Raw genomic sequence first — 13,500 nt, forward strand, 5'->3', positions numbered from 1 at the left:
TATGATGGCGATTTCCAGATTTGATGGGAGAGTGATAGTATGAGCAACCTACATCAAGAGCGCATACCCGCAACGGCAACAAACCCCAACCTCAAAAATTACGAAGAAGCGGCCGCTTCCTTCTCGTGGGATCAGATCGAACGCACGTTCAGCTGGACCGAGAACGGCAAGGTCAATATGGCATACGAAGCGATCGAGCGCCATATCGAGAACGGTAAAGGGGACAAGATTGCCCTTCATTACAGCGACAATGAAAGGGATGAAACATACACGTTCCGCCAGCTTAGCGAGCAATCGAATCGCTTCACGAACGTTCTTCGCGGTCTCGGAATCGGCAAAGGCGAACGTGTCTTCATCTTCATGCCCCGCACGCCGGAGCTGTACTTCAGCGTTCTAGGCGTCTTAAAGATCGGCGCCGTCGTCGGTCCGTTGTTCGAGGCGTTTATGGAGACGGCCGTCAAGGATCGTCTGCAAGACAGCGAAGCGGTCGCAATCGTGACCACGCCTGCCCTGCTGCATCGCATTAAGAGAGACGAATTGCCCGCGTTAAAACATATTATCGTCTTCGGCAACGATGTTCCGGAAGAGGAAGGCATCGTGAACTTCAAGAGTGAGATGGCCGCCGCTTCCGATAAAGCCGAGATCGAGTGGCTGGACCGTGAAGACGGACTTATCCTCCATTATACATCAGGTTCTACTGGTAAGCCAAAGGGTGTGTTCCATGTCCAGAACGCCATGGTTCAGCACAAGTATACCGGACAGATCGTTCTGGATCTAAAGGAAGACGACGTTTACTGGTGCACGGCCGATCCGGGCTGGGTCACAGGCACATCTTACGGCATTTTCGGACCATGGCTTAACGGAGCTACCAACGTCATTCGCGGCGGCCGCTTTAGCCCCGCAGACTGGTACAACGTCATTCAGAAGTACGGCGTCACGGTTTGGTACAGCGCGCCTACCGCGTTCCGCATGTTGATGGGAGCAGGGGACGACCTGTCCAAGCAGTATGACCTGTCGAGCCTGCGACATGTGCTGAGCGTCGGAGAGCCGCTTAATCCAGAGGTTGTACGTTGGGGGATGAAGGTTTACGGACAACGTATTCACGATACCTGGTGGATGACGGAAACTGGCGGACAGCTCATCTGCAATTATCCGAGCATGGATATTAAGCCCGGCTCCATGGGCAAGCCGCTGCCAGGCATTCGCGCTGCGATCATTGACGACAACGGCAACGAAGTGCCTCCTTACCGGATGGGCAATCTGGCTATTGGGACGCCTTGGCCTGCCATGATGCGCAAGGTATGGAACAATCCTTCCAAGTACGAAGAATATTTCCGTTTAAAGGGATGGTATGTATCCGGTGACTCTGCATATATGGATGAGGATGGTTACTTCTGGTTCCAGGGCCGTATCGATGACGTTATCAATACAGCCGGCGAACGCGTAGGACCGTTCGAGGTAGAGAGCAAGCTCGTCGAGCATCCTGCCGTAGCGGAAGCGGGCGTCATCGGCAAGCCGGACATGGTGCGCGGCGAGATTATTAAGGCGTTCATTGCGCTTCGCGAAGGCTACGAGCCGACTGAGGAGCTTAAAAAGGAGATTTCCCAATTCGTCAAGGTCGGCTTGTCGGCACATGCCGCTCCTCGCGAGATCGAATTTAAGGATAAGCTGCCAAAGACGCGCAGCGGCAAGATTATGCGGCGCGTGCTGAAGGCGTGGGAGCTTAACCTGCCGACAGGAGATCTGTCCACAATCGAAGATTAAGTTTCGGACATTAAAAAGGGTTATTCCGAGGATCACAACCTCGGAATAACCCTTCTTTCTGTTATGATTCTACAGCAGATTCGGCGTCAGCCCACGATCTTTATCTTCGAGGAAGGTGACGAATGACCTGCCGCATTTTCCGCTACGATGTAATAGGTGCCTGTCGCAAACGGCGAGACATGCTCGTAATTCGTTTGCGAGGTCGAGCCCAGCAGCATGTAATTGTCATCATTGCCGGAGCTGTAATAGATATGATAGGTAGTGACTTGATCAGACACCGGGTTCGCAGCCCAGCTCACGACTACGCTTAGAGCAGAGCTTTCGGCCTGCAAGCCGGTAGGAGCGGAAGGCGCAGCTCCCGTTTCCGAACCGCCGTTACCCTCGTTGCCGCCTTCATTGCCATCGCCAGGCAGTCCTGGGATGGAAGGGATTTCTGGTAAGCCAGGCACCACGCCGTTCGACATAATCGCGCTCGGAGCCGATTCCTTGCCGACAACGTCGACCGCCACAACATAATAGGTTGTGCTATCTGTAGCGGAAGCCGTAAAGGATGACGAATAATCATCTCCGAACAGCAGCGAGCTGCCGAACTTCTCGTAAGCCCCCGCATTCGTAGAGCGGTAGATTCGATAACCGACCACATCCGCCGACGGGCTGTCCTTGAACGTAATCGTCAACGAGCCATTGCCGCCTTGAGCCATCTTTACGTCGACCGGCGGAGCAGGGGCTGCGCCATCATCACTGCGCGGATCCGTCTTGGACGGAGCGTCGTTGCCCGCATCAGCCGGGATGTAGATTTCCATAGGACGTCTGCTGCTGGCTGGCAGCTTCGCTTGCGCTGCTTGAATTTCATCCATTAGTTCGTCCAACGGCTTTTTGCGCTTAATGACGACCTTTTCTTTGAGCATATCGTCCGGCGTAAGCTCGTTAGGCACGTAGTTGATGCCTTTGTACGTAATCAGCTTCATACTGACGAGGGCGTCGTCTTTCTTCTTAGGCAAAAACTCCTTGTTGAACCAGTCCGTGACGGACATGCCGGCCGAACTCGTTAGCGAGCTCGGCAGAAGACCGCTTGCCGATGATACGGTAGCCTTGACGATGCCATCCGGCTTCGGGAATTCTTCTGTATTAAACAGGCCGGGCTTCTGTTCCGACACCTCGTTCATAATTAGTGTCCAGATCGAACGTGCCCGTGTTCGTCCGTTGTTGGACAAGGAATTGACTTGCTCCTCATAGCCGGCCCAAACGCCTAGCGTAACATCAGGAGAGAAACCCATAAACCAGACATCGCCGTAGCTTTGCGTAGATCCTGTTTTGCCTGCGATCGGAATCTTGCCATATTGTTTGAATTGCTTCGTGATGGCGTTGCCTGAGCCCGACGGGCTGGAAATAACCGTCTTCAACATGTCGGTCATCAGGAAGGCCGTCTGCTCCGAAAATACTTGCTTAGGCTGAGCTTTATGCTCGTAGACGATCTTGCCGTTCGCGTCCGTAATTTTTTCGATCATGTATGCGTCGTTGAATACGCCTTGATTCGGGATGGCGCCGTAAGCGTTGGTCATCTCTTCTACCGAGACGCCGAGCCGCAGTCCGCCGATAACGCCGGTCTGGGAATACGCATCCTCAGGCTGCAGCGTGGTGATGCCGAGCTCCCGGACGAACTCCCAAGCCTTTTCGATCGTTACTTCTTCGTTGAAAATTTTCAGTGCCGGCAAGTTCATGGAGCGGTTGAGCGCGTCGCGCGCCGTTACGAGTCCCGTGAACTTCCGATTGACGTTCATCGGGATATGATAACCCTTCTGTCCGTCGCTGAGCACGAGCGGGGCATCGTCGATGATGCTCGCCGGCTGGATGATGCCGGAATCGATGGCGGGCAGATAGGCAGCCAGCGTCTTCATCGTGGAGCCCGGCTGGCGGATCATCTGCGTCGCGAAGTTCATCTGCTCCTCGTAGAAGTCGCGGCCTTCCAGCATGCCGATTATGGCGCCGGTCTTGTGATCCAGCATGATAGCGGCAGTCTGCTCCAGACCCTTCTTCTCGCTGTATGGCGTGAAGTTTTCTTCGTTGCTGCCGATCTTGCGCATGATGTCGTACACTTGTTTGTCGATCGTGGTGTAGACGTGATATCCGCCACGAAGCAACTGTTCCCTGGCCTGTTCGATGAGTTCCGCGTTTTCCTTGCCGCGAAGGGCTTCTTTTGTCAAGGTTGGATCCTCTTGCATAAGCAGGGCTTCAGCCGCTTGACGTTCCGCCTCCAGCATGAGATACGGGTAAGTCGTATAGGCTTTCTCGCTTGGCGGAGCAATTGAGGCTTTAATATCGAATTTAATCGCTTCATCGTGTTCCGCTTGCGTAATCCTGCCCGTTTCCAGCATTCGCGACAATACGAGCTGCTGGCGCTTTACTGCGCGTTCGAAGCCGGCTTCATTAAATTTGCCCGTCCCCGTGAAAGCATTGTATAAAGATGGGAGCTGCGGCAAACCGGCCAGATAAGCCGACTGGGCAATATTGAGCTTGCTGAGATCGTTGATTCCGAATATGCCTTTGGCAGCGGCTTGAATGCCGAATACCTGATAACCGTTGGAGCCGTTGCCGAACGGCATCTTGTTCAAGTAGGCAGCCAATATTTCTTTTTTCGTTAAGTACCGTTCCATCCTGAGCGACAAAAATATTTCTTTGATTTTGCGGCTGTCCGTTTTGTCCAGGTTGAGAAACACCCGTCTGGCGAGCTGCTGCGTCAGCGTACTGCCGCCCGTCTGCGTATCTTCATTAAACAGCTTCTGCTTAACGGCGCGGCCGAGACCGTTGACGCTCACGCCTTTATGTTCGAAGAACTCATTATCCTCCGTTGCCAGCAGAGCGTTGATGACGCTTTGCGGGATGTCGTCGTACTCCACAACGATCCGGTCTTCGTCTGTCCGAAGCTGGCCGACCAGCGAGTCGTCGTTGAAGTAGACATAACCCGTCATCGAATATTCGCCGACCTTGTCCTGAATGACGGATTGCGGCCGTACTTCCTCGTCTTTGACGAGAGCGGCGACATAACCCGTTACGGCTCCTCCTGCGAGCAGGCCGAAGAAGATGCCGAAGTAAATAATCCATTTCACCGTGATAAATGATACTAGTCCGAACATTCGCCATTTGCCGTAGGGCTTCCGCGATGGCTTTGTATCCTCTTGCATGCTTATAACTCCTCCTCCAAAATAGCATTACCATTATAGCACAAAACGATATTCGGTTCATGTATTCGGCCGTTCAGCAAAGCTGTGCCGTACAGTTCGTTGCGGATTGGCGGCAAGAAAAAAAGAATCTTATCTTATTGTTAAACGCATGACGAGGCGGAAAAGTTTTGTATAATAAGTAAAGGGGGAGAGTTTTCATGTCATTAAATGAAAAAAGCCTGAATGAAAGTGAAGTTTGTCGAATTTTTTTAGCAACTTTTGTAGCAGGTCAGCCGTATTAATTACGGTAAAGATTACAGGTTCTGGAGACCATGGGATGGAGGTGGAAGATGGAAACGTTATTTTTATCCTGTTTGGCGCTAGGCATCCTGTTCGCGATTGTCAGCGTCATATTCGGAGACTGGCTCAGCCAAGCCATGGAAGGAGCGCTTGACTTCTTGTCGCTGGAAGGTCCCGCCTTCCTGAGCCCGATGACTTTGTTCGGTGGCATTACGGCTTTCGGAGGAGCCGGACTTATGCTGACCCGCTACACGTCGCTAGGCGAATGGATCGTCGTGCTGCTCGCTGTCCTGATTGCCATCGCTCTAGGAGCGGCGGTGTTCTTCCTGTACGTAAGGCCCATGGAGAATAGCGAGAACTCCATTGCGTTCACGCTCCAATCCCTGGCCGGCACGCTCGGCGAGGTGACGATTCCGATCCCCGCGACGGGTTATGGCGAAGTGATGATACGGGCCGGAGCGGGAGTAACGAACCAAATCGCGGCCAGCTTCGATCAACAGCCCATATCCGGGTCGGCGAAAGTCGTCGTCGTGGAAGTGAAGGATAGCGTGCTGTACGTCTCCGAAGTGAATCTGAGCATCTAAACGAAACAGTCGTAAGTGTACTTTATTATGAGAGGAGTCATGCTGTACATGAATTTGCCAGAATATTTGATCATTCCCCTTATCGTTGTAGGTGTGCTTGTCGTATTGGGTCTTGCCTTCTGGGCGAGGTACAAGACGGTGAGTCCGGACGAGGCGATGCTCGTAACGGGATCGTTCCTTGGATCCCGCAACTCGCTCGTGGACGAATCGGGCCGCAAGGTAAAAATTATTCGAGGCGGGGGCGCCTTCATCCTGCCGGTATTCCAGAAGGCCGAGTACTTGTCGCTCTTGTCCCACAAGCTGGACGTATCTACGCCGGAAGTGTATACGGAGCAAGGCGTTCCCGTCATGGCCGATGGAGTGGCGATCATCAAGATCGGCGGCGCGATGGAAGACGTGGCGACTGCCGCGGAGCAGTTCCTTGGCAAGCCGACAGAAGGATTAAAGAGCGAAGCCCAAGAAGTGCTCGAAGGTCATCTGCGCGCGATTCTCGGTTCAATGACGGTAGAAGAAGTGTACCGTAACCGCGATAAGTTCGCGCAAGAGGTACAGGGCGTGGCAGCGAAGGATTTGAAGAAGATGGGTTTGCAGATCGTTTCGTTTACAATCAAGGATCTGCGCGACAAACACGGTTATCTGGATGCTCTCGGCAAGCCGCGTATCGCAGCCGTCAAGCGCGATGCCGACATCGCCGAAGCCGAAGCCATACGGGATGCGAGAATTCAGAAGGCGCATGCAGCGGAGGCAGGACAGAAGGCGGAGCTGCTGCGTGATACCAACATCGCGGAAGCCGAGAAGGATAAAGAGATGAAGGTAGCCTCCTTCAAGCGCGATCAGGATACGGCAAAGGCGGAAGCCGACCAGGCTTACTCTATTCAAGAAGCGCGCGCGAAGCAAAGCGTGGTCGAGGAGCAAATGAAGGTAGAGCTCGTCCGCAAGGAGCGCGAAATCGACCTCGAAGGCAAAGAGATTCTGCGTCGCGAGAAACAATATGACGCGGAGGTTAAGAAGAAGGCGGACGCCGACCGTTACGCCGTCGAACAAGCGGCGGAAGCAGACAAGGCCAAGCGGATTCGCGAAGCCGATGCGCTGCAATACCGGATTGAAGCGGAAGCGAAGGCGCAAGCGGCTCAGAAACGTTTGGAAGGTCTTGCGGTGGCGGAAGCGGAGAAAGCCAAAGGTACGGCGGAGGCGGAGGTTATCCGGCTGCGCGGTCTCGCTGAAGCCGAGGCGAAGGAAAAGCTGGCGGAAGCGTTCGCGAAGTTCGGAGAAGCGGCCGTCCTGGATATTATCGTCAAAATGCTGCCAGAGCTCGCTGGCAAGGTTGCCGAGCCGATCAGCTCGATCGATAAGCTGACCGTAGTCGATACGGGCAACGGAGAAGGAGCGGCACGACTAAGCAATTACGTAACCTCGTTGATGTCGACAGCGCCTGAGATGCTAAAAAGCGTATCCGGCATCGACGTGAACCAGTTGATCCAGGGGCTGACGTCGAAGGCCATTGCTCCGTCTGCGCCAGTTGCACCGAATACTGTGGAAGCCGCTATAGCGAAAATCAAGCCGGCTATCGCTCCCGCAGCAATGGAAGCACCAAAAACAGACAAATAGTAGAGGGAAAGTATCCAGCGAATGTGCCTCTGGGCAACTATCAAGGGAACGGCTGTCGCCGTCCTTTGGAGGGGCAGCGGTTTCATTCCGAGAATTATAGGCCAAGTGTGGAGAAAACATATACACTCTATAATTTAAAAAAGCCTTGAACCCGGCCGGGTTCAAGGCTTTTTCTTCGTAAATAATGTTCTTCAGGCGATTAACGGCTGTAGAACTCGACGATTTGTTTCTCGTCGATTTCTTGCGAAAGCTCGGCGCGGTCAGGAAGACGCACGTATTTGCCTTCTACGGCTTGCTCGCTGAATTCCAGGTAGTTCGGGAGGTGATGACGACCTTCCAGAGCTTCCTTGATGGATTTCAGGCCGCGGCTGCGCTCGCGAAGTCCGATAACGTCGCCAACTGCCACTGTGTAGGAAGCGATGTCGACTTTTTTGCCGTTAACGGTAACGTGGCCGTGGGCAACGAGCTGACGAGCGCCCGCACGGGAGTTCGCGAATGCCAGACGGTATACCAGGTTGTCCAGGCGGCTTTCCAGCAACGCCATGAAGTTTTCGCCGGCGATACCTTTCATCTTGGCAGCTTTGTCGAACAAGTTGCGGAATTGCTTCTCGTTCATGCCGTACATGTGGCGAAGCTTTTGTTTCTCTTGCAATTGAACGCCGTAGCCGCTAAGCTTTTTGCGTTGGTTAGGGCCGTGCTGTCCCGGAGGGAAAGGGCGTTTCAAGTCTTTGCCAGTACCGCTAAGGGAAATGCCAAGGCGGCGGCTAAGTTTAAATTTAGGTCCTGTATAACGTGCCATGTCTCGTATTAACTCCTTCAACAAAGTAAATTTTGAGAATGGGGTTGTGTTTCGCGGAATAACGTTCGGGTGGACAAGTCAATTCTCGTCCCTGATGACACTTCAGCCGCTGGCCATGCAGCGAACCTTATTCCTGAGGGTGACACAAAACCGTACGCCCATGTATTCAACAATAAATATTATATGATTTATAGCGGAAAAGTCAAGGAGGATTGTGCGGATAGCAGAATCGTCTTCGTATATCAAAACCCTATCGCTTCATAAAAGGTGGCTAAAGTCCTATAAAATATGGAAAGACTAGTGCAAAAATCATAAAAATAAAGTATGATGTTGATAGAATTAGCAATCTCATCGCCCTGTTACAACTGAGGAAGGGTAAGGTGCTGCATGGTCAATGACCGAAAGGAACGCCATTCCATCTGGTTAGCCAATGAAGATATTCATGATGCGGACGAGCCTTATCTTCCTGCCTTGTTAGAGGAAGCATTTCTCGAATGGAGCGCGGAGGCATCGGGCATGACGGCATTCCGAAGCGGTCAATACGGAATATACGGCAAAGATGCGAAGTGCCACGGCTCGGCAGGCGCGAGTGAAAGTTCAACCTTAGCGGGAATCGAAATCGAGGAAATTGTACAAACCGCCGTAAGGTCCGTTCTGGACAACCTTGCGTTCTATAGTACGGAGTATGGGGAGTGGTTCGTTGCGGGAACCCCGATCTTCCGTCGCCATTGCGATAAATTGTTCGCTATTCTTGTGTACGTCGCTCCTGCGGGTACGCAAATGGGGGAAGGGGAACTTGGCGCGCAAGCTCTGCATTACCGGGGATGCTTCTACCGCGTATTCGAGCGGGTGTATGTAAAGGATCTTCTGCTCACGCAGGAAAGGAGCAGCAGGGAATCGAACCGGAGGGACGAGCTTTTTCAGGCTGCCAAGCGGTTGTACGACCAGATCGACGTCACATCCGTCCTAAACGAGATGCTCCGCAGCCTGGAGACGTTATATCCGCAATCGGAAGTCTATCTCTATCTGTCCCAGGATTATGTGGAGGGCGACCCCCGCATACGTCCGCTTGTCTTTAAAAATACGGCTCATGATATAGTGGCCAAGGCTTTCCTGGACGGTAATCCCGCAAAGGAGAAGGATCGCGACGGCAATACCCGCGTGGCGATCCCGTTATCCGGCAAGCAAGCTGCGTATGGCGTTTTGTGTATTACTATTAGTGCGGGGAAAAGGAGCGACGAGCTCGATCTCCCCGCGTTCCTGCTTATTGCCGACACGGCAGGCTCGGCCTTCGAGAACGCGAAGTTGTACGAGCAGTCCAATCTGCTGATCAATGAGCTCCGTCTTATTAACGATATGACCAAGCGTCTCAATCAGTCGCTTAAGCTGAGGGAGATTTTCCAGTTCGCGACGACGGAGCTGCTTACGATCTTTGATGCCGATTATTGCTGCGTGCTCCAGCTTAATCCCAAGAAAGACGTGTTCGAGGTGAAATCAAGCAACATACCCTCGATGGCCAGCGAGACGTTCTCGCCGGAGTACGGTTTCTGCGGAATGATCTATCGCACGAAAGAGCCTCTTATTATATCCGATTATTGGAATACTAGAGTCGTATCCTCCAGGCTGATGGACAATACGGGCTCGCGCTCCCTGATCGCTGCGCCGATCTTTGGCGACGGAGAAGTAATTGGCGTTATTCTCGTGACCCATAAGCAGCAAAATTTTTTCTCCTATGAGAACTATAAGCTGCTGCAGGTCATGAGCACCCATATCGGATTAGCGGTGACAAACGCGTCGCTGCATGCCGAGGTGCGAAGAATGGTGATCACCGACAATTTGACGGGGCTGCATGCGAGGCACTACCTGGACGAGCAGATTCAGCGCCGTCAGCGCAAGGATCCGTTCGGTTCGCTAATCCTCGTCGATATTGATCTCTTCAAGCGTGTAAACGATACTTACGGCCATCAAGTAGGGGATCGGATTCTCATCCAGGTAAGCCGTATTATTGCGGGGGCGATTCGCCAGGACGATATCGCTGCCAGGTGGGGCGGGGAGGAACTTGCCATCTATCTGCCCGGTGTTCGCACGGAGCAGGCGCTGCGAGTCGCAGAACGTATCCGAAAGCAAGTCGCCGAAGAAACGGAGCCGTCCGTAACGGTGTCCTGCGGCGTCTCGGAGTGGACCTTTGACCAGGAGAAGGTAAGCGTAGAATCCTTGTTCTATAGAGCGGACATGGCCCTGTACGAAGCCAAGAACAAAGGCAGGAACTGTATCATAGTCGGCAGTTCGACATAATTAGATTGTAATCCGACGGGCGCCTCTTGCGAGGCGCTTTTCTTTGTACCGTAGGATTGTTCAGTTCTTCGAATTAACGCATAACATAGGGCTTATGTTGGGAGGATAGAAGCAGAAGCGCGATATTAGGGAGGGAATGGATTTGTGTAAGAAGTCGGTGCGAATGAGAGCGTTCGCCGCGTTACTGTTGACGCTGACAATGTCGGTTGCTGCTTCCGGCTGCGCAGCTGATGCGAATCATAGATCGCCGAAGGAGTGGCTGTCGATGGCCTATTCTGGTCTGGCCGCCATGGATCAATACCATTTCACGGGAGCGATCAGCATGGGGATGAACGAGGAACTGATGTTCAAGCCGCAGATGTTCGAAGGCAAAGTTACCCGCCATAAGCAGCTAACGATTCAATCCGATGAGCAGAACCCCGTAAGCTGGAATCCGGTAGATGTACTTGGCAAGCTTAATGATGCCAATGCGGGCGTAACGATTATCCATGAGGGCGCGACGGAGACGGAGTCCGGAGCAATCAAGACGTTGACGATTCGGGTCGAAGAGAAATCGGACGTTACGACGGCTCGCTGGGACAGCTTGCTTCGGCAGCAATTCGACGATATCGCGGGCGTCTCCGGAGCGGACACATTAATTACTTTAAACGTATCCGAGAAGCGGGATACCATCCTTGCGCAATCCAAGAAGGAGCTGGAGGAAATGTTGTCACGGCTTCATGCGACTTCTCGTTACGATATCGTCATCGACAAGCAGCGCCTGCTTCCCATCAAGATGGAGGAATTAACAAGCTTCGAATACGAACGGGGCGGTACGCCGATTAAGGAGTCCCGGCATACGTCTGTCCGGTTCGAGAAGTTCGAGGGCTCCGCCGAAGACTCAGTGCAATGAAGCAGGAATCATGTTAGGATGAAGATGGATGCCCGGGGAATCATAGGCAGGCCTTGGGCCGAACACCATCAGAAGGAGTGACACGCATATGAGAGATCCAAGATTGCAGAAGCTGGCCCAGAACCTGGTCCAGTATTCGGTGAACATACAGCCAGGGGAAAACGTCTTAATCGATATGATAGGCGGCGAAAAGGAACTGACCAAATGTTTGATCGAGGAGGTCGCCAAGCGCGGCGGGAGACCGTTCGTAGAATACAGCGACCGATCCATTTTGCGAACGATGCTGATTCATGCGTCGGAGGAGCAACTTCGGCTTTGGGCAGAGCTTGATCTGGAACGTATGAAAAATATGCAGGCGTACATTGGGGTTCGATCCGGCGACAATGCAAATGACTTGTCCGACGTGCCGGACGATAAAATGAAGCTGTATGATCGAATCTATCGGAATCCCGTACATATGGAGCAACGCGTAAAGAAAACCAAGTGGGTCGTTCTTCGATACCCGAACCCCTCCATGGCACAGCTTGCGAAAATGAGCACGGAGTCGTTCGAGGATTTTTACTTCGACGTATGCAATCTGGATTATTCCCGTATGGAGAAGGCGATGGACCCGTTGCAAGCGTTGATGAACCGGACGGACCGCGTGCGAATCGTATCCCCGGGCACGGATCTCCGCTTCTCCATCAAGGACATCGGTTCCAAAAAATGCTGCGGCCATCGCAACATCCCCGACGGCGAAGTGTTCTCCGCGCCGGTGCGGGATTCCGTAAATGGCACGATTGCCTACAATTCGCCTAGCGAATATTCCGGCACCTCGTTCCAGAACGTGACGCTGACGTTCGAAAATGGGCGGATTGTCAAAGCGGATAGCAACGATACGGATCGCTTGAACGAAATACTGGACAGCGACGAAGGGGCGCGTTACGTCGGCGAATTCGCGATCGGCTTCAACCCTTACATTCTGCATCCCATGAACGATATTTTGTTTGATGAGAAAATCGCAGGCAGTCTGCACTTTACGCCGGGTCAGGCGTACGAAGAGACGGACAACGGCAACCGCTCCTCCATTCACTGGGACCTCGTGCTCATCCAACGTCCGGAATATGGCGGCGGCGAAATTTATTTTGACGACGTGCTGATCCGCAAGGACGGATTGTTCGTTCTGCCGGAATTGGAAGGATTGAACCCGGATCGCTTGAAATAATTGCTAATGAAGCGTTTTTTTCACCAGCCCCCTTGATGGATACCACGATTCAGAGTATCATGGTGACAAAGGAAAGCTTTACTAATTCAACTGGAGGGAACGCCCATGTCCAATAACGCAGCAATTGTAGAAATCTCCCAAACAGCCAGCCAATTTACTTCATCGATCGTATTGCAAGCCGAGAGCAAATATATCGACGTAAAGAGTATCCTGGGTCTGTTCACGACTTTGGTCGGCGGACATTCCTACGAGCTTCATGTACACGGACCGGACGCGGAAGAGGCTAAAAAAGCAATGGCAGCCGTGTTCGCGAAACACAATCTTAACGTTAATGTCATTTCGGATTAATCATTAGCACGGGCGTGACCAGCGCTTCTTCCGTATGGGGGAGGCGCTTTTTCTGTTTTATCCTTGTTTATTCCGATGATTTCGTCTAATATAAAAGGTATATATGCTGGAGGCAAGAGTCACAGGGGGGAGAAACATGTCCGCACCGGAAGTTGCTGATAAGTTGCAGGAGAGAGCGTTGCGCCTTCTACAGGAAGATGCAAGTAAGATAGAGAAGTTGATTGAGGTGCAGATGGAGAACCTGACAACTCGTCAGTGCCCTCTGTACGAGGAAGTGCTCGATACGCAGATGTATGGATTCTCGCGCGAGGTCGACTTTGCCACGCGTGCCGGTCTCATAACGGAGCAAACGGGCAAGGAGATCGTCAGCAGGTTGGAGCGTAATCTCGCTGTGTTATATGAAGCGCTTGATCGGAAGGGCAGCCTTTAGAGGGCTGCTTTTTTCATGCCAATAAACCGATTAGCTCGGAGAGGCATATTTACCATTTGTCAGTGATACTGCTCCTTGCTTCATTACGCCCATTCCTTTACAATACATGATATAT

10 protein-coding genes are annotated in these 13,500 nt (G+C 52.6%); 8 read left to right on the top strand and 2 right to left on the bottom strand.

Going from position 1 to position 13,500, the window contains the following annotated elements; all coding sequences use genetic code 11:
• Window positions 1-39 precede the first annotated feature (39 nt).
• Complete coding sequence (acsA, locus tag KJW29_RS06595; RefSeq protein ID WP_087567750.1) at window positions 40-1,764, top strand: acetate--CoA ligase; 1,725 nt, start codon at window positions 40-42, stop codon at window positions 1,762-1,764.
• Window positions 1,765-1,850: 86 nt separating this feature from the next.
• Here the strand turns inward: acsA and KJW29_RS06600 are convergent, their stop codons facing one another.
• A complete protein-coding gene (locus tag KJW29_RS06600; RefSeq protein ID WP_214629185.1) occupies window positions 1,851-4,946 on the bottom strand; it encodes a transglycosylase domain-containing protein in 3,096 nt (1,031 codons plus the stop codon).
• A 329-nt stretch (window positions 4,947-5,275) separates the two neighbouring features.
• Here KJW29_RS06600 and KJW29_RS06605 point away from each other — a divergent pair, with 329 nt between their 5' ends.
• Window positions 5,276-5,809 carry an NfeD family membrane protein gene (locus tag KJW29_RS06605; RefSeq protein ID WP_087567752.1) on the top strand — a complete coding sequence of 178 codons (534 nt, stop codon included), beginning with the start codon at window positions 5,276-5,278 and terminating at the stop codon, window positions 5,807-5,809.
• Between the two features lie 48 nt (window positions 5,810-5,857).
• Window positions 5,858-7,417: a flotillin lipid rafts scaffold protein FloT gene (gene floT / locus KJW29_RS06610; RefSeq protein ID WP_246608615.1), complete on the top strand. Its 1,560-nt coding sequence runs from the start codon at window positions 5,858-5,860 to the stop codon at window positions 7,415-7,417.
• Window positions 7,418-7,616: 199 nt separating this feature from the next.
• On the opposite strand, the gene rpsD is transcribed toward floT, so the two are convergent.
• The gene (gene rpsD, locus KJW29_RS06615) at window positions 7,617-8,216 is read right to left on the bottom strand and encodes a 30S ribosomal protein S4 (protein ID WP_087567753.1); all 600 of its coding nucleotides are present in this window, start codon (window positions 8,214-8,216) and stop codon (window positions 7,617-7,619) included.
• Between the two features lie 387 nt (window positions 8,217-8,603).
• Here rpsD and KJW29_RS06620 point away from each other — a divergent pair, with 387 nt between their 5' ends.
• From KJW29_RS06620 to KJW29_RS06640, 5 genes are all read left to right on the top strand, one after another.
• Window positions 8,604-10,511 (top strand): sensor domain-containing diguanylate cyclase, encoded by a 1,908-nt coding sequence (locus tag KJW29_RS06620; protein ID WP_214629186.1) that lies wholly within the window; start codon window positions 8,604-8,606, stop codon window positions 10,509-10,511.
• Window positions 10,512-10,653: 142 nt separating this feature from the next.
• Window positions 10,654-11,403 carry a hypothetical protein gene (locus KJW29_RS06625; protein ID WP_214629187.1) on the top strand — a complete coding sequence of 250 codons (750 nt, stop codon included), beginning with the start codon at window positions 10,654-10,656 and terminating at the stop codon, window positions 11,401-11,403.
• 88 nt (window positions 11,404-11,491) lie between these two features.
• Window positions 11,492-12,607, top strand: a complete 1,116-nt coding sequence (locus KJW29_RS06630) for an aminopeptidase (RefSeq protein WP_214629188.1) — start codon at window positions 11,492-11,494, stop codon at window positions 12,605-12,607.
• Window positions 12,608-12,712: 105 nt separating this feature from the next.
• Window positions 12,713-12,955 carry an HPr family phosphocarrier protein gene (locus KJW29_RS06635; RefSeq protein WP_087567757.1) on the top strand — a complete coding sequence of 81 codons (243 nt, stop codon included), beginning with the start codon at window positions 12,713-12,715 and terminating at the stop codon, window positions 12,953-12,955.
• 136 nt (window positions 12,956-13,091) lie between these two features.
• Window positions 13,092-13,385 (top strand): Fpa/YlaN family protein, encoded by a 294-nt coding sequence (locus tag KJW29_RS06640; RefSeq protein WP_087567758.1) that lies wholly within the window; start codon window positions 13,092-13,094, stop codon window positions 13,383-13,385.
• Window positions 13,386-13,500: the final 115 nt, after the last annotated feature.

It is taken from the genome of Paenibacillus agaridevorans (genome assembly GCF_018604145.1).
Lineage (GTDB): Bacteria > Bacillota > Bacilli > Paenibacillales > Paenibacillaceae > Pristimantibacillus > Pristimantibacillus agaridevorans.